The 16,905-nt window shown below is 72.9% G+C and carries 12 protein-coding genes and 1 pseudogene; 10 read left to right on the top strand and 3 right to left on the bottom strand.

Annotated elements, in window-relative coordinates; translation table 11 throughout:
* Nucleotides 1-147: 147 nt before the first annotated feature.
* The 3 genes from AB0D74_RS23735 (at nt 148) to AB0D74_RS23745 (ending at nt 6,039) form a co-directional block, all read left to right on the top strand.
* Nucleotides 148-2,538 (top strand): MFS transporter, encoded by a 2,391-nt coding sequence (locus AB0D74_RS23735; RefSeq protein ID WP_362590305.1) that lies wholly within the window; start codon nt 148-150, stop codon nt 2,536-2,538.
* Nucleotides 2,539-2,724: 186 nt separating this feature from the next.
* Entirely contained in the window at nt 2,725-5,178 is a 2,454-nt protein-coding gene (locus AB0D74_RS23740; protein ID WP_362590307.1) for a SpoIIE family protein phosphatase, read from the top strand.
* A gap of 135 nt (nt 5,179-5,313) precedes the next feature.
* Nucleotides 5,314-6,039: a class I SAM-dependent methyltransferase gene (locus tag AB0D74_RS23745; protein WP_362590310.1), complete on the top strand. Its 726-nt coding sequence runs from the start codon at nt 5,314-5,316 to the stop codon at nt 6,037-6,039.
* Between the two features lie 3 nt (nt 6,040-6,042).
* Here AB0D74_RS23745 and AB0D74_RS23750 read toward each other — a convergent pair whose 3' ends face one another.
* Together AB0D74_RS23750 and AB0D74_RS23755 are read right to left on the bottom strand one after the other, a co-directional pair.
* A complete protein-coding gene (locus AB0D74_RS23750) occupies nt 6,043-6,294 on the bottom strand; it encodes a DUF397 domain-containing protein (protein ID WP_362590314.1) in 252 nt (83 codons plus the stop codon).
* The gene (locus tag AB0D74_RS23755; RefSeq protein WP_362590317.1) at nt 6,291-7,139 is read right to left on the bottom strand and encodes a helix-turn-helix transcriptional regulator; all 849 of its coding nucleotides are present in this window, start codon (nt 7,137-7,139) and stop codon (nt 6,291-6,293) included. The genes AB0D74_RS23750 and AB0D74_RS23755 overlap by 4 nt, the downstream gene beginning before the upstream one ends.
* Before the next feature lie 176 nt (nt 7,140-7,315).
* Between AB0D74_RS23755 and AB0D74_RS23760 the strand changes: the two are divergent.
* Nucleotides 7,316-7,687: pseudogene (locus tag AB0D74_RS23760) on the top strand (ATP-binding protein); the annotation flags it as partial.
* A gap of 54 nt (nt 7,688-7,741) precedes the next feature.
* Here the strand turns inward: AB0D74_RS23760 and AB0D74_RS23765 are convergent.
* Entirely contained in the window at nt 7,742-8,476 is a 735-nt protein-coding gene (locus AB0D74_RS23765; RefSeq protein ID WP_362590580.1) for a hypothetical protein, read from the bottom strand.
* 570 nt (nt 8,477-9,046) lie between these two features.
* Here AB0D74_RS23765 and AB0D74_RS23770 point away from each other — a divergent pair.
* From AB0D74_RS23770 to AB0D74_RS23795, 6 genes are all read left to right on the top strand, one after another.
* A complete protein-coding gene (locus AB0D74_RS23770) occupies nt 9,047-9,880 on the top strand; it encodes a M55 family metallopeptidase (protein ID WP_362590320.1) in 834 nt (277 codons plus the stop codon).
* The gene (locus AB0D74_RS23775; protein WP_362590323.1) at nt 9,873-11,177 is read left to right on the top strand and encodes a M20/M25/M40 family metallo-hydrolase; all 1,305 of its coding nucleotides are present in this window, start codon (nt 9,873-9,875) and stop codon (nt 11,175-11,177) included. Before AB0D74_RS23770 ends, AB0D74_RS23775 begins: the two co-directional genes overlap by 8 nt.
* 20 nt (nt 11,178-11,197) lie before the next feature.
* Nucleotides 11,198-13,132: a prolyl oligopeptidase family serine peptidase gene (locus AB0D74_RS23780; protein WP_362590326.1), complete on the top strand. Its 1,935-nt coding sequence runs from the start codon at nt 11,198-11,200 to the stop codon at nt 13,130-13,132.
* Nucleotides 13,133-13,227: 95 nt separating this feature from the next.
* Nucleotides 13,228-14,151: an LD-carboxypeptidase gene (locus tag AB0D74_RS23785; RefSeq protein WP_362590569.1), complete on the top strand. Its 924-nt coding sequence runs from the start codon at nt 13,228-13,230 to the stop codon at nt 14,149-14,151.
* Between the two features lie 119 nt (nt 14,152-14,270).
* A complete protein-coding gene (locus AB0D74_RS23790) occupies nt 14,271-14,870 on the top strand; it encodes a GNAT family protein (protein ID WP_362590329.1) in 600 nt (199 codons plus the stop codon).
* A gap of 113 nt (nt 14,871-14,983) precedes the next feature.
* Complete coding sequence (locus AB0D74_RS23795; protein WP_362590332.1) at nt 14,984-16,900, top strand: DUF5107 domain-containing protein; 1,917 nt, start codon at nt 14,984-14,986, stop codon at nt 16,898-16,900.
* Nucleotides 16,901-16,905: the final 5 nt, after the last annotated feature.

A 16,905-nucleotide genomic window follows, 5' to 3' on the forward strand; every position in this document is an offset into this window, starting at 1 on the left:
GAGAACCGGGCCTGTTGGCCCCTCACCGGTTCGGGTGGATCTCCGGACCCGCCGGTTTCGTGCCGTAACTCGTCGTGCCTGCTCGCAGTTGTCGCCCTACGGAAACGAGGCGGCAGTCGTGCGCAGGCGCGACGAGGGGAGCGGTACGTGGGCGGGACGACGCTGGTGCACTACGAGGAGCCGGCCGCGGTGTCCGCGGTCGCCCCCGAACCGGAACCCGCCCCGGTCTCCGGACTCGGGCCGCGCCGCACCCGGCTGGTGTTCTGCGGGCTGATGCTCGCCCTGCTCCTCGCCGCGCTGGACCAGATGATCGTCGCCACCGCGCTGCCGAAGATCGTCGGCGAGCTGCACGGCCTCGACAGGATGTCCTGGGCGATCACCGCCTACCTGCTCACCTCCACCGTCGGCCTCCCCGTCTACGGCAAGCTCGGCGACCTCATCGGCCGCAAGGGCGTCTTCCAGTTCGCCATCCTCGTCTTCGCCGTCGGGTCCGCGCTGGCCGGACGGGCGCAGACCATGGACCAGCTGATCGCCTTCCGCGCCGTCCAGGGCGTCGGCGCGGGCGGGTTGATGATCGGCGTGCAGGCGATCATCGCGGACATCGTGCCGCCCCGGCAGCGCGGCCGTTTCATGGGCCTGATCGGCGCCGCCTTCGGGCTCGCCTCCGTCGCCGGACCGCTGCTCGGCGGCTACTTCACCGACCACCTCTCCTGGCGCTGGTGCTTCTACGTCAACGTGCCCTTCGGGCTGGTCACGCTCGCCGTCATCACCGCCGTGCTCAAGCTGCCGAAGCCTCAGGTCCGGGCCCGTTTCGACGTGTTGGGCACCCTGCTGCTCGGCGCCGCCTCGACCTGCCTGGTACTGCTGACCAGTTGGGGCGGGACGGAGTACGACTGGGGCTCGCGCGTCATCCTCGGACTGGGCGCGGGCGCGCTGGTCGCCGGGGTCCTGTTCGCCGTCGCCGAGCACCACGCGGCCGAACCCCTCATCCCGCTGCGGCTGTTCCGGGACTCCGTCTTCAACGTCACCGGTCTGGTCGGACTGGTCGTCGGGGTCGCCCTGTTCGGCGCCGCCAGCTATCTGCCGACCTTCCTGCAGATGGTCGACGGCGCCTCGGCGACCGGGTCCGGGCTGCTGATGCTGCCCATGATGGGCGGGATCGTCGGCGCCTCGATCGTCGCGGGACAGCTCATCAGCCACACCGGGCACTACCGGATCTACCCGGTGCTCGGCGGCGGTCTGTCGGTCGTGGGGATGTGGCTGCTGTCCCGCCTCGAAGTCGGCACCCCGCGCTGGCAGTACAGCGTCTGGATGGCCGTCCTCGGCGCCGGGATCGGCATGGTGATGCCGGTGCTCGTCCTCGCCGTGCAGAACTCCGTACGGCCTGCCGACCTCGGCACCGCCACCAGCGCCAACAACTACTTCCGGCAGATCGGCGGCAGCGTCGGCGCCGCCGTCTTCGGCACCCTCTTCGCCGACCGGCTCACCGACGCCCTGCACCGACGTCTCCCCGCCCACGCGGGCGCCCGCCTGCCCGACCCCGAGTCCCTCACCCCGCAGCTCGTGCACGCGCTGCCCCCGGCGCTGCGCGACGCCTACATCCGCGCCTACGCGGACGCGATGCCCAGGATCTTCCTCTACCTGGTCCCGGTGCTCGTCCTCGGCCTGCTCGTCGCCTGCTTCCTCAAGGAGAAACCGCTGGTGTCCCACCCCACCGCCGAATCGGAACCGACAACCGCCAACGCCGCGGTCCCGCAGGCCCGGTCGCCCCGCACCGGTGCCGGGATCCCGGTCTGCGGCACGGTGCAGCACCCCGACGGGACCGTGGTGCCGCGCGCCGCGCTCACCCTCATCGACGCCGTCGGCCGGCAGATCGGCCGCGGTGCCAGCGCGGAGGACGGCCGGTACGCGCTGGCCACCCCCGGCACCGGCTCGTACGTCCTGATCGCCGCCGCCGGCGGCCACCAGCCGCAGGCCGTCTCCGTGACGGTCGGCGAACGGCCCGTCGAGCTGGACGTCGTCCTCGGCGGCGCCGGGCGGCTCGCGGGCAGCGTGCGCACCGCCGACGGCACCCCGGTACGGGACGCCACCGTCACCCTCACCAACGTGCACGGCGAGGTCGTCGCCAGCGTCCGCAGCGGGCGCGAGGGCGGCTACGTGATCACCGAGTTGGTGGCCGGCGAGTACACCCTCGCCGGCAGCGCCCCCGCCTTCCGCCCGGCCGCCCTCCCGGTCACCGTCCAGGCCTCCCGGGAGACCCGGCAGGACGTCGAACTCGCGGGCGGCGCCGTGCTGAAGGGCACCGTCCGGGCCGGCGGAGGCCGGCCCGTGGAGGACGCGCGGGTGACCCTGCTCGACGCCGCGGGGAACGTCGTGGACACCCTCACCACCGGTGCCGACGGGACGTTCCGGTTCGTCGACCTGTCCTCGGGCGAGTACACGGTCATCGCCGCCGGTTACCCGCCGGTCGCCACCGTGCTCCAGGTCGCGGGCGGTGGCCGCACCGAACGCGATCTCCAGCTCGGCCACGAGGACTGAGCGCGCGGAGCGGTCGGTACGCGGCGGACGCGGTTCGCGCACCGTACGGGGGCGCGGACCTGCGCGCCGGTGCGATCCGGTGAAACCAATTCCAGGATTGCCACACATCGCAACCGGCGGCCACCGTACCGTAGTGACGGGCGGCACAGATCTTTTGCGGAGCCGTGGGGAGAGAGGGCCTGGGCCATGGACCATGGCAGCGAGCGGGACACGGATCCCGGCCTCGGTGCTGGGGACGGCGCGTCGGGCCGCATCCCCCTGGCCGTGGTCGTCGTCGACCGCGACGGCGACGTCTCGCACTGGAGCACCGGCGCCCGGCGGCTCTTCGGCGCCGCCAAGGAGGAGGCCATCGGCCACTCCGTCCTCGACCTGCTGCCCGTCTCCGGCGCGCTCCCCGAGGACGACGAGATCACCCCGTACGGCGCCTACGCGGCCTACGACGGCCTCGGACCCGACCTGGAGTCCTCCCTCGACGGACGGCTGAGCTTCCCGGCCGCCGGCCGCGCCCGGCTCACCGTGCCGGACCACGGCCACGACCGCGTGGACGTGCTCTGGTGGGCCTACCCGCTGGTCGGCCCGGGGAACGAGCGGCTGCTGGTGCTCGCCGCCGACGCCGAGCGGCTGCGCCGGGCCGAGCAGGACGAGGGCATCGCCTTCGAGCGCATCGCGCCCGGCTTCGCCCTGCACACCGACTTCCCCGGCGCCGAGGAGCTGGCCCGCAGGCTTCCCGAGATCCTGCCCAGCATGAGCGTCGACGAAAGCGCCCGGATTGTCGCCCAGGTCCTCGAACTCGGCTACCCCGTCCTGGAGTTCAGCCAGAACGACCGGGTGCCGGTGACCCCCGACTGGGGTGTCACCCGACGCACCGAGCGCAAGGCCCGCCGCGAGCGCGCGGCCCGCGTGGCCGCCGAGGGCCGGCCCGTGCCCGCCGAACTCACCGAGGACGACCGCGAGGACCTGGAGTACGTCGCCGTCCGCGAACGCCTCGAATTCCTCACCGAGGTCAGCGGGAAGATCGGCACCTCGCTCGACCTGTCCCGCACCATCGTCGAGGTCAGCAGAGCCGTCGTCCCCCGCTTCACCGACGTCGCCGGCACCTACCTGCGCGAACAGGTCGTCGCCGGCGAGGGGTTCCCGGACGGCGTGCCCGACACCACCACCATGTGGCACCGGGTCGCCCTGGAGCACACCGACGAACCCGGCCGCTGGGACGACGTCGTCCCCGTCGGCGAGGCCATGCCGTTCCCGGCGCACACCCCGTTCTTCCAGTGCATGACCACCGGCGAACCGGTCCTGGTGCCGCGGATCAGCGTGGAGATGGGCCACGCCATCGCCTCGCAGTTCGAGAAGCGGGACATCCGGCCGCTGATCACCGGCCGTTCGATGCTGGTCGTCCCGCTCAAGGCGCGCAACGTCGTGCTCGGCTTCATGATCCTGCTGCGCCACCCCGAGCGCGAGATGTTCAACGACATGGACCGGGTCACCGGAGCCGAACTCGCCGCCCGCGCCGGGCTCGTGCTCGACAACGCGCGCATGTACACGTACCAGGAGAGCGTCGCCGAGACCCTCCAGGACAGCATGCTGCCGCACATCCCGCCGCGCATGGCGGGCTGCGACATCGCCACCCGGTACCTCCCGGGCACTCTCCTCGGCCGGGTCGGCGGCGACTGGTTCGACTCGGTGAAACTGCCCGGCGCCCGCACCGCCCTGGTGGTCGGCGACGTGATGGGCCACGGCCTCAACTCGGCCGCGATGATGGGCCAGTTGCGGACCGCCGTGCAGACGATGGCGGCCATGGACCTGCCGCCCGCCCAACTCCTGCGCAACCTCGACGACCTGGCCCAGCGCCTCGGCGACGGCTACCTCGCCACCTGCCTCTACGCCGTCTACGACCCGATCGGGAGCGAGCTGCACCTCGCCAACGCGGGCCACATCCCTCCCGTGCTGGTCCGCGCGGTCGACGGGCGCAGCGAACTCCTCGACCTGCCCACCGGGGCGCCGATAGGCGTCGGCGGGGTCGCCTTCGAGTCGCTGCGGGTGCGCGTCGAACCCGGCGACCGGCTGGTCATGTGCACGGACGGACTGGTCGAGATGCGCGGCGAGGACATCGGCGTCGGCCTGGCCACCCTCTGCGAGTCCGCCGCCCATCCGGCGGCCTCCATGGACGACGCCTGCGACACCATCATCCGCGCCCTCAACACCCGCGGCGGCCGTAAGGACGACGTCGCCCTGCTGATGGCCCGCCTCAACGGCATCGAGCCCGAGGACGTCGCCGAATGGCGGCTCGCCCTCGACCCGGCCGAGGTCCGCCGGGCCCGTGCCGCCGTCCGCGAGCAGCTCCACGACTGGGGCCTGGCCGGGCTCGCCGACCCGGCCGAACTGATGGTCAGCGAACTCGTCACCAACGCCCTGCGGCACTCGCACAGCCGCCCGGTCCAGCTCCGGCTGATCCGCGGCGAGACCCTGCTGTGCGAGGTCGATGACGACGACCACACCCTGCCGACCCTGCTCAGCGCGCGGCCCGACGCCGACGCCGGACGCGGCCTGCGGGTGGTCAGCACGCTGGCCCGGGAGTGGGGCACCAGCCGTACCGCCGCCGGGAAGACCGTCTGGTTCGAACTCACCTCACGGCGCCGCTGACTCAGGGGGCGCACGTTCGCCGAACGTGTGGTGAAGGAACGCGCCGGGCGCTTGTGGCCGAAACCTGCGCAGGGTAAACCGTACTGACCCGTCAGTGACGGCGGTCATCTGTGGTTTTACCCTGGGGAGTTGGCCATGAGCGTGACGAGTCGGTACCGGCATGCCTGGGAGGGTTTCTGGAAAGAGGCCCCCGACGAACCCGGGGCGGTGTTCTGGGACGCCGAACCGGACGTGACCGCCGCGGTCCACGTCGCCCTCTTCGAACACCGGCTCACCGACCCGGGGCTGCCCCTGGTCGACCTCGGCTGCGGCAACGGCACCCAGACCCGCTACCTCGCGCAGCGCTTCCCGCGCGTCCTGGGTGCCGACATATCCGAGGCCGCCCTGGACCACGCCCGGCACGCCGACCCCGCCGCACAGGCCCGCTACCGCCTCCTCGACGCGGCCGAGAAGAGCGAGACCGAGTCCCTGCACGCGGAACTCGGCGACGCCAACGTCTACATGCGGGGCGTCCTGCACCAGTGCGAACCGGAGGACCGGCAGCCGCTGGTGGACTCCATCGCCACCCTCGTCGGCAGCCGCGGCCGGGTCTTCCTCGTCGAGCTCGCCGAGGCCGCCCGCCCCGTCCTCGGCGGCCTCGCCCAGAGCCCGTCCGGCCCGCCGCCCAAGCTCGCCCCGGTCTTCCGCCACGGGATCGCCCCCGGCGAGGTCGCCGACGACGCGGTCCCCGCCTACCTGCGCAGCGCGGGCCTCACGGTCCTGGCGAGCGGTGAACTCCCCCTGACCACGACGGAGTCCACACCGGACGGCGAGCTGATCGTGCTGCCCTCGAAGTGGATCCTGGCCGGCCGCGAGAGCTGACGGCTAGCGGACCGCGAGGAACCCCGCCCACGCCGCACGCGACACGGAGACGACGGGTCCGGCCACGGCCTTGGAGTCACGGACGTACACGACTCCGGGGTCGGCCGCGACCTCTACGCAGTCCCCGCCCTCGGTTCCGCTGTGGCTGCTCTTGAACCAGGCGACCTCTACGCACTGGCCGCCTTCAGCTCCGCTGTAGCTGCTTTTGAACCAAACGAGACCGGACACGATGGCCGAGGACTCGGAGTTGTTCATAGCGATCCCAGCAACCTTTCCAGGAAGTCGAGCGATTCTCCCGAGGGGAGAGCCTGTGATCGGATGATCCCATAGCGGGCGGCTGCGAGAGTCGTCTGTTCCGGCTCGGTCTGCAGGACGCTGGTTCCCTGGGCTTCGACGTAGACGAACCTCATTCCGTCCTTGCGTGTGATGACCGTGAACGCACCGTCCACGCCGGCGTTGTATCGGCGGTCCGTCGGCATGACCTGGATCTCGACGTTCCGCCTTTCGCCGATCAACAGCAACTGCTCCAACTGCCCGCGGTGCACAGCCTCGCCGCCCCAGGGGTGTCGCAGGGCCGCCTCTTCGAGGACGAAGCTCAACAGCGGCGCGGACCCGCCGTGCAAGATGTCCTGGCGGGCCAGCCGCGCGGTTACTCGTTGCTCGATGATCTCCTGGTCCAGGACCGGGCGGCGCAGGTCGAGCACGGCCCTCATGTACTCCTCGGTCTGAAGCAGGCCGTTGAGCACATGTGTGTCGTATGCGAGCAGTTCCACGGCCTCCTTCTCCAACTTCGCCATCCCCTGGAAGAAGACCGGATACTGCGCCCTCTCCACCTGCTCCTTCCACACCGTCAGGAGCCCCTCCGCGCCCAGCGCTTCGTCCGCCTTGTCGATGGTCCTGGGGGACGGGATCCGGCGGCCCTGCTCGAACGACGCGACCGTGGACGCCGAGTAGCCGATCCGCCGCCCCAACTCCTCGCGTTCCAGGCCCGCCCGGACCCGCAGCGTCTTCATGGTCTGGCCGAACGCCGCGACCACCCCCCGCCCCGAGGCGTCCGCCGCCTGGCCCGCGGAGTTCTCTTCGTCCGTCACCTCGGTCACCCCTACCGCCTCCCTGCCCCAACGCCCTTGTCCGGGACGGCGTCACGCCGCGCCGCTCGTACGCGCACCGCCACCGCGCGTACAACCGGCCCGCGTCAGTGCGTCACCACTGGTCACGCTACGCGACCGCGGACACCGTTGTCGGCATGACGAACAAACCCGAGGGCGACTTCGAGATGCGCTTCACCTCCACCCCGCGCGGTGCCCGGCTCGCCCGCAGGCTGGCCGCCCACCGGCTGGACACCTGGGGAATCCCGTACGGCGGCGGCCCGCACGAGGCGATCGCGCTGGTCGTCGGCGAGCTGACCGCCAACGCGGTGCGGCACGGGCATGTGTCCGGCCGGGACTTCCACCTGCGCCTGTCCGTGACCGGACCCGCCCGTACGGTGGTCCGGGTCGAGGTCTCCGACACCCGCGCCGAACGCACACCGCCCCGTCCGGAGGCGCTGCGCGCGCCGGACCCCGAGGACGCCGGGGGTCGGGGGCTGCTCATCGTCGCGGGGCTGGCGGCCTGCTGGGGGTGGCACGTGCGGTCCGACGGGCCGGGCAAGACGGTGTGGGCGGAGTGCGCGGCCCCGGCCCAGGCGCCGTTCCGGCCGCGGTCAGGTCTTGAGGCCGAAGAAGGTGAGCTGGTCCATGTCGGGGATCGAGCCCTTGCCGTACTCCGTGAGGTAGGCGGCCGCCGGTCCCGCCCGGTACAGGGGGCTGTCCACGGTCAGCTGGTCCTTGCGGTGCTTCCGGTCCACGGGGTCGGTGACGCTGTCCAGCCAGCGGACCGCCGCGGCCGGGTCGGAGCCGGGGTGGTCGAACCGGGCACAGGCGCGCAGGAAGGCCGCCCGGCCGGGTGCCTTCACGGTGGCCCCGCATGACAGGTACTCCAGATCGCCGGCCAGGTCCCACAGCCCGGCCACCCAGAGTTCGGTGCCGCTGGACGGATGCGTGGTTCCCGCGGCGTGCCATACGGCGGGTCCGCTGCCTTTCGGTATGGCGGCGAGCTTCTTTCGGGCGGCGAGGCTGATGTGCCACTGCCGGGCCAGGGCGTCGATGAAATCGGTACCCGTGTAGTTCCGCTTCAGCACCCCGTAGGAGTACCCCTTGGGAAACCCGGGCTCGTCGACGTTGATCGGCGCGGTCGGCCAGGCCGAGAGGTCGAAGGAGGCGGAGGCCGACGGGGACGGCTCGCCGGAGGTGGGGGAGGACAGCGGGGCGGAGGCCGCCGGGCTCGGGGTCCCGGCGGCGGAGGTCGTGTGGTGCGAGGACGAACACCCGGCGAGAGGCAGGACCAACGCCACCATGGCTGCGGCGAGTCGGCGGTGGTGTAGGGCGGTCAGGTGCATGGTCGGGGCTCCGGGACCTGGGGCGAGGACGTACTGAACGCGACCCTCCGCGTGAGCGGCGTCGGTGAAGCCGGGACATGGAGGCCAAGCAGCAGGAACTCTTGGACTCGGTCAAGCTACAGGGTCTCCCACGGCGAAGGCATCGACAAGATCGTGACGGCCCCCGAGGGCGACGGCGACTTCCGGTGGGCAGCCATGGCATCCGAGCAACGGTCGCACCGGCGCGTGGCTCTACTGTCTGCGGTTCGACGGCGCGGGCGCACGCGTCCTGGCGCGGTTCTCACGTTCGTACGAGCCCTTCCCGCACCTCTTCGGCTCAGGGGACACCAAGGTCAGCCGCTGCTTCACCATCGACTTCCCGTCAAGGACCGAGGACCCGTCCCAGGTTCGGATCACCGCGCACGAGTCCGACAAGTCCTGCGAGCAAGTCCTGCGAGGAGGTCGCGGCGGACAAGCCGGACTCCAACGGGGCATGACGAAGCGGAGGCCCCGGCGCCGCATACGGGAGTGGGCTCGACCTTCGTTCCGCCTCGTAGGAAGTTCACCCGTCGACGCGTAACGTGAAGCAGCATGAAGATCCTCATCAGCGCCGACATGGAGGGCGCCACCGGGGTGACCTGGCCCGGCGACGTGCTGCCCGGCGCGCCGCAGTGGGAGCGGTGCCGGCCGATGTTCACCTCCGACGTCAACGCCGCCGTCCTCGGCTTCTACGACGGCGGCGCCGACGAGGTCCTCATCAACGAGGCCCACTGGAGCATGCGCAACCTGCTCCTGGAGCAGCTCGACGACCGCGCCCAGATGATCACCGGCCGGCACAAGACGCTCTCCATGGTCGAGGGCGTCCAGCACGGCGACGTCGACGGTGTGGCCTTCATCGGCTACCACACCGGCGCCGGCATGGAGGGCGTCCTCGCCCACACCTACCTGCCCAACTCCGTCACCGGCGTCTGGCTCAACGACGTCCGCGCCAGCGAGGGCCTGCTCAACGCGCACGTGGCCGCCGAGTACGGCGTCCCGGTCGTCCTCTTCACCGGCGACGACCTGGCCTGCGAGGACGCCCTCGGCTACGCGCCCGAGGCCCGCAAGGTCGCCGTCAAGGACCACGTGTCCCGGTACGCGGCCGTGTGCCGGACGCCCGCCCGGACCGCCGCCGACATCCGCGCCGCCGCCAAGGACGCGACCCGGCTCGCGGTGCGGCACGAGCCCGTGACCGGCGGGCCCTTCACGATCGCCCTGGAGTTCGACGCCGAGCACCTCGCCCTGGCCGCCACCGTCGTCCCCGGCGTGGACCAGGTCGGCGAGCGGAAGGTGGCGTACACCGAGGGGACCATGTACGACGGCATCCGCACCTTCAAGGCGGTCACCACGATCGTCTCGGCCGCGGTGGAGGAGCAGTATGGCTGACCAGCGGGCACTCGACGAGGTCGTCCGGTTCACCGCCGAGCTGATCCGGATCGACACCAGCAACTTCGGCGGCGGCGACTGCCGGGAGCGGCCCGCCGCCGAGTACGCGGCCGAGCGGCTCGCGGAAGCGGGCCTGGAACCGGTCCTGCTGGAGCGGACCGCGGGACGCACCAACGTCGTCGCCCGTATCGAGGGGACGGACCCGGCCGCGGACGCGCTCCTGGTCCACGGCCATCTCGACGTCGTACCCGCGCAGGCCGCCGACTGGAGCGTCGACCCGTTCTCCGGGGAGATCCGCGACGGGGTGGTGTGGGGGCGGGGCGCCGTCGACATGAAGAACATGGACGCGATGATCCTGGCGGTCGCCCGGGCCTGGGCCCGGGAGGGGGTACGGCCGCGGCGGGACATCGTCGTCGCGTTCACCGCCGACGAGGAGGCCAGCGCCGAGGACGGCTCCGGATTCCTCGCCGACCACCACCCCGAACTGTTCGAGGGCTGCACCGAGGGCGTCTCCGAGTCCGGTGCCTTCACCTTCCACGACGGCAGCGGACGGCAGATCTACCCGATCGCCGCCGGGGAACGCGGCACCGCCTGGCTCAAGCTCACCGCGCGCGGCCGGGCCGGGCACGGTTCCAAGGTCAACAAGGAGAACGCGGTCACCCGGCTCGCCGCCGCCGTCACCCGCATCGGCGAGCACCAGTGGCCGCTCCGCCTCACCCCGACGGTCTCCGCCGCCCTCACCGAACTCGCCGCCCTCTACGGCATCGAGCCCGACCTGCACGAGGTCGACCTGCTCCTCGACAAGCTCGGCCCGGCCGCCAAGCTGGTCGAGGCCACCGTCCGCAACAGCGCCAACCCGACCATGCTGGACGCCGGTTACAAGGTCAACGTCATCCCAGGCGAGGCCGTCGCCTTCGTCGACGGACGCTGGCTGCACGGCACCGAGGACGAGTTCCGCGCCACCCTCGACCGCCTCACCGGCCCCGACGTCGAGTGGGAGTTCCACCACCGCGAGGTCGCCCTCCAGGCACCGCTGGACTCACCGACGTACGCCCGGATGCGGGCCGCCGTCGAGGAGTTCGCCCCCGAGGGGCACGTGGTGCCGTACTGCATGTCGGGCGGCACCGACGCCAAGCAGTTCTCCCGGCTCGGCATCACCGGCTACGGCTTCACCCCGCTCGAGCTCCCCGAGGGCTTGGACTACCAGGCCCTGTTCCACGGCGTCGACGAACGCGTTCCCGTCGAGGCCCTGCACTTCGGCGTCCGGGTCCTGGACCGCTTCCTGCGCACAGCGTGACACCCGAGAGGAGAGAGCACGTGGAGACGAAGGCGTACGGCTCGTGGCCCTCACCCGTCGACGCGGCCCTGGCGGCGGCGCACGACGGCTTCGCCGAGTGGGTGGGCTTCGTCGGCGACGAGCCCTGGTGGACCGAGCCCCGGCCCGCGGAGGGCGGTCGCAGAACCCTGGTCAGCGGCTCCACCGGGGAGTCCGTGCTGCCCGCGCCGTGGAACGTCCGCAGCCGGGTCATCGAGTACGGCGGACGGCCCTGGGCCGGTGCCGTACCCGACGACGGCGGCCAACCGCTGCTGGTCTTCGTCCACTTCGACGACCAGCGGCTGTACCTGTACCGCCCCGACGAGGCACCTCGGCCGCTGACCCCGCCCGGACCCCGCTGGGCCGACCCGCAGTTGCTCCTGGACCGGGGCGAAGTCTGGTGCGTCCTGGAGGAGTTCACCGGGCCCGCCCCCACCGACGTCCGCCGGGTGCTCGCCGCCGTGCCGCTGGACGGCTCGGCCGCCGACGACCGGGCCGCCGTACGCGAACTCACCGAAGAACGGCACCGGTTCGTCACCGGGCCGCGTCTGACGCACGACGGACGCCGGGCCGCCTGGCTGGCCTGGGACCACCCGCGGATGCCGTGGGACGGCACCGAACTGCTGGTCGGCGAGGTCGGCGCCGACGGAAACCTGCACTCGGTCCGCACCGTGGCCGGCGGTCCCGCCGAGGCCGTGGCCCAGGTGGCGTGGACCGCGGACGACCGGCTGCTGTACGCGAGCGACCGCAGCGGCTGGTGGAACCTGTACCGCGACGACGTGGCCCTGTGCCCGCGCGAGGAGGAGTTCGCGGGGCCGCTCTGGCGGCTCGGCCAGAACTGGTTCGCACCGCTGGACAACGGGCTGGTCGCCGTCCTCCACGGCCGCGGGGCGATGACACTCGGGATACTCGACCCGGAGACCGGCGAGATCGCCGACGCGGCCGGACCGTGGACCGAGTTCTCCGCCACCCTCGCCGTGCACGGCACCCGTGTGCTCGCGGTCGGCGCCGACCCCCGCACCGCCCACGAGGTCGTCGAACTCGACACCGCCTCCGGCCGGGCCCGGGTCGTCGGCACCCCGCACCGGGACGCGGTCGACCCCGCCTACTACCCCGATCCGCAGATCCGCACCTTCGCGGGCCCCGGCGGCCGAGAGGTGCACGCCCACATCCACCCGCCCCACCACCCCGGCCACCGCGCCCCCGAGGGCGAACGGCCGCCCTTCGTCGTCTGGGCGCACGGCGGTCCCACCAGCAGGACACCGCTCGTCCTCGACCTCGCGATCGCCTACTTCACCTCCCGGGGCATCGGCGTCGCCGAGGTCAACTACGGCGGCTCCACCGGATACGGGCGGGCCTACCGGGAGCGGCTGCGCGAGCAGTGGGGCGTGGTCGACGTCGAGGACTGCGCGGCCGTCGCGCTCGCCCTCGCCGAGGAGGGCACCGCCGACCGGGCCCGGCTGGCGATCCGCGGCGGCAGCGCCGGCGGCTGGACCACCGCCGCCTCCCTGACCGGCACCGACGTCTACGCCTGCGGCACCATCTCCTACCCCGTCCTCGACCTCACCAGCTGGGGCGCGGGGGAGACCCACGACTTCGAGTCCCAGTACCTGGAATCCCTGATCGGCCCGCTCGCCGAGGTGCCCGAGCGGTACGTTCAGCGGTCGCCCAGCGAGCACGCCGACCGGCTCACCGCGCCCTTCCTGCTGCTCCAGGGCCTTGACGACGTGATCTGCCCGCCCGCGCAGTGCGAACGCTTCCTCGCCCGGCTCGACGGCCGCCCGGTGCCGCACGCGTACCTCACCTTCGCGGGTGAGGGCCACGGCTTCCGGCGCGCGGAGACCCTGGTCCGCGCGCTGGAGGCGGAGCTGGCCCTCTACGCTCAGGTGTTCGGGCTGGACGTGCCCGGAATCCCCGAGCTGGAACTGGTGAAGTGACCGAAGTGCCGGAACAGAGCGAAGCCCCGGGCCGGACCGAAATGCCGGAGCAGGGCGAAATGCCGGAGCAGGGCGAAATGCCGGAGCGGGCCGCAGTGGCCGAGCTGGTGAGGCCGCCGCGGCTCTCCGCCGGGGCCCGGGTCGCCGTCGTGGCGACGAGCGGGCCGGTGCAGGAGGAACGGCTCCAGGCGGGCCTCGACGTCCTGCGCGGCTGGGACCTCGACCCGGTGGCCGCGCCCCACGTGCTCGCCAGGGACGCCGGGCTCGGCTACCTCGCGGGCTCCGACGCCGAGCGCGCGGCCGACCTCCAGCGCGCCTGGTGCGACCCGTCCGTCTCCGCCGTGCTCTGCGCGCGCGGCGGCTACGGCGCACAGCGCCTCGTCGACCTGCTCGACTGGGAGGCGATGCGGGCGGCGGGCCCCAAGGTGTTCGTCGGCTTCAGCGACGCGACCGTGCTGCACGAGGCCTTCGCGACCCGGCTCGGCCTCGCCACCCTGTACGGTCCGGTCGCCGCCGGTGCCGACTTCGTCAAGAACGCCGAGGCGCAGGAACACCTGCGGGCCACCCTCTTCGCCCCGGAGACGGTCCGCACCATCCCCTCCCGGGGCGCCGCACTGGTGGGCGGCCGGGCCACGGGCGTCACCGTCGGCGGCTGCCTGCGGCTGCTCGCCACCGGCATCGGCACCCCGCACACCCACACCGGCACCCGGGGCGGCCTGCTCCTGCTGGAGGACGTCGGCGAGGCCCCGTACAGCCTCGACCGGAGCATCACCCAGCTGCTGCGCTCCGGTCTGCTCGACGGCGTCGCCGGGATCGTGCTCGGCTCCTGGGACCGGTGCGGGCCCTACGAGCGGCTGCGGCCGATGCTCCTCGACCGGCTCGGCGGCCTGGGCGTGCCGGTGCTGGAGGAGTTCGGGTTCGGGCACTGCGAGGCGGCCCTGACGATGCCGCTCGGGGTCGCCGCCGAGCTGGACGCGGACGCGGGCACGCTGACCCTGCGGGAGCCGGCCCTGAGCTGAAGCCGATGCCGAGCTGAAGCCGGCCCTGAGCTGAAGCCGGTGCTGAGCCGGGGTCCACCCGGAGGGCCGCGCGGCGTATTCCGTGCAGCGTCCGCGCCTGGTCCGCGTAGGGTGTCGGGATGCCGCACACCGCTTCCCGCTATCTCGCCGAGGGCCCCCGCGTGGGCATCCGCCCGTACACCTACGAGGACGGCGCCGAGTTCATCGCCCGGGCCCGGGAGAGCAAGGAGCTCCACCAGCCCTGGCTGTTCCCGCCCACCACGGACGCGGCCTACGCCGGCTACGCGGGACGGCTGATCGAGGACCGCAGCAAGGCCGGGTTCCTGGTCTGCGAGAAGGACCCCGGGGAGCGCGAGGAACACGCTGAGCGCGGGGAGCGCGGTGAGCAGGGCGGGGCGATCGCCGGGTTCATCAACATCAACAACATCGTCGAGGGCGGCTTCCAGTGCGGTGCGCTCGGCTACGGCGCGTTCGCGCACGCGGCCGGGCGCGGCCTGATGCGGGAGGCGATGGGCCTGGTCGTGGACCACGCCTTCGGACCGATGCGGCTGCACCGGCTGGAGATCAACGTGCAGCCCGGCAACGCCGCGTCCATCGCGCTCGCCCGCGGGGCCGGGTTCCGGCTGGAGGGCTTCTCACCGGACATGATCTACATCGACGGGGCCTGGCGGGACCACGAACGCTGGGCGATCACGACGGAGATGCGGACCACCGGCTGACCTCTGCCGGCTGACCCCGGCCTGCTGTCGCCTGCCCGCTGACCTCCGCCCGTCGGCCTTTGCGCAATCCTGACCGGCAGCTCCCCTGGCCAGCTCAACCGGCGGCGGGTTCCATGGTGATCGTGACGAGGATCCGACGTGAGGTACTGACCCTGCCCGCGGCGGAGTTGGGCCCGGACAACCCGCTGCCGCCGCTCCGCCTCCTCGAGGAGATCCACCGCGTCGACGAGCGCGACCGGGAGGACCTGCCCCGGGACATGGCCCACGGGCTGGGCCACGAACCGCTGCGCAGCCTGCTCCCGGTGCGGATCCGCGACGGCTACGGCAGAACGCGCACACCCCGCGGGATCGACGCCCTGGTGATCGAGAACGACCGGCTGCGCGCCACCGTCCTGCCCGGCCTCGGCGGGCGCGTCGCCTCCCTCGTCCACCTGCCCACCGGCCGTGAACTCCTGCACCGCAACCCGGTGTTCCAGCCGGCCAACCTCGCCCTCAACGGCGCCTGGTACGCCGGCGGCATCGAGTGGAACATCGGCGCCACCGGCCACACCGCGCTCTCCTGCGCCCCGCTGCACGCGGCCCGCGTCCCCGCCCCCGACGGTGGCGAGATGCTCCGCCTCTGGGAGTGGGAACGGCTGCGCGACCTGCCCTTCCAGGTCGACCTGTGGCTGCCGGACGGCTCCGACTTCCTGTACGCCGGGGTCCGCGTCCGCAACCCGCACGAACACCCGGTGCCCGGCTACTGGTGGTCCAACACGGCCGTACCCGAGGACCGCAGGATCGTCGTCCCGGCCGAGCACGCCTGGGAGTTCGGGACCGAGCGCAGGCTGCGCCGGGTGCCCGTTCCGGAGCCCGACGCCCGACACCCCTACCCGACCGACTGGTTCTACGACATCCCGGACGGCCGGCGCCGCTGGATCGCCGCGCTGGACACCGACGGCCACGGCCTGGTGCAGACCTCCACCGACGAACTGCGCGGCCGGAAGCAGTTCGTGTGGGGCTCGGGGCCGGGCGGCCGACGCTGGCAGGAGTGGCTGGGCGGGCCCGGCACCGGCGGCTACCGCGAGATCCAGGCCGGACTGGCCCGCACCCAGCTGGAGCACGTCCGCCTCGACGCGGAGACCGAGATCTCCTGGCTGGAGGCGTACGGCCCGCTCACCGCGGCCCCGCAGGACGTGCCGCGCCAGCTGGAACTCGCGTTGCCGCGCGCGGAGTTCGACGCCGCCCACGCCGCCTGGAAGCCGTACGCCGACGCCGAACCCGGCGAACTCCTCGCCACCGGCTCCGGCTGGGGCGCCCTCGAAGTGCTGCGCGCCGACTGGAAGCTGCCCGGCACGCCGTTCGCCGAGGCGACGCTGACCGAGGAGCAGGCGCCCTGGCGGGAGCTGCTGCGCACCGGCACCCTGCCCGAACCCCGCAGGGTCAGGCCGCCCGGACCGACCCTGGTCGCCCCGCACTGGCGGGACATGCTGGAGACGGCGCCCGCCACCCCGCACACCGAGTACCACCTCGGCGTCGCCCAGTGGCACGCCGGCGACCGCGCCCAGGCCGTCCGCAGCTGGGAGCGGGCCCTCGCCCTGGCTCCGTCGCTCTGGCCGCTGCTGCGCTGCCTCGCCGTCGCCGACCAGGAGTACGGGCAGCACGAGCGGGCCGCCGAGCGGTACGCCGACGCCTTCGACGACCTGTGCCGGGAGCGCCGCGACGACGGCGAGACCTGGACGGCGGCCTGCGCGGCGCTCGGCCGTGAGGCCGTCGAGGCACTGCTGCGGGTACGGCGGCTCGCGGAGGCCCGCGCGGTGTGGGAGGCGCTGCTGCCTGCGATCCGGGAGCGCGGGCGGTTCCGGCTCCTGGAGGCGGAGCTGCTGCTCGCCGAAGGGCGCCGGACGGCGGCCCGGGCCGTCTTCGAGGCCGGGTTCGAGGTGGCCGACCTGCGGGAGGGGTCGGACGCGCTCGGCCGGCTGTGGGCGCGGCTCGGCGACGAGCCGCTGCCCGCCCGGTACGACTTCCGGATGCGACCGCAGGGCCTGTGACCCGG

Source organism: Streptomyces sp. NPDC048278 (genome assembly GCF_040652195.1).
Taxonomy (GTDB): Bacteria; Actinomycetota; Actinomycetes; order Streptomycetales; family Streptomycetaceae; genus Streptomyces.

Bases quoted from the DNA above. Each gene is read 5' to 3' on its own strand.
- AB0D74_RS23740 (WP_362590307.1), top strand. From the start codon at position 2,725: ATGGACCATGGCAGCGAGCGGGACACGGATCCCGGCCTCGGTGCTGGG.
- AB0D74_RS23745 (WP_362590310.1), top strand. From the start codon at position 5,314: ATGAGCGTGACGAGTCGGTACCGGCATGCCTGGGAGGGTTTCTGGAAA.
- AB0D74_RS23750 (WP_362590314.1), bottom strand. From the start codon at position 6,294: ATGAACAACTCCGAGTCCTCGGCCATCGTGTCCGGTCTCGTTTGGTTC.
- AB0D74_RS23765 (WP_362590580.1), bottom strand. From the start codon at position 8,476: ATGCACCTGACCGCCCTACACCACCGCCGACTCGCCGCAGCCATGGTG.
- AB0D74_RS23770 (WP_362590320.1), top strand. From the start codon at position 9,047: ATGAAGATCCTCATCAGCGCCGACATGGAGGGCGCCACCGGGGTGACC.
- AB0D74_RS23775 (WP_362590323.1), top strand. From the start codon at position 9,873: ATGGCTGACCAGCGGGCACTCGACGAGGTCGTCCGGTTCACCGCCGAG.
- AB0D74_RS23790 (WP_362590329.1), top strand. From the start codon at position 14,271: ATGCCGCACACCGCTTCCCGCTATCTCGCCGAGGGCCCCCGCGTGGGC.
- AB0D74_RS23795 (WP_362590332.1), top strand. From the start codon at position 14,984: ATGGTGATCGTGACGAGGATCCGACGTGAGGTACTGACCCTGCCCGCG.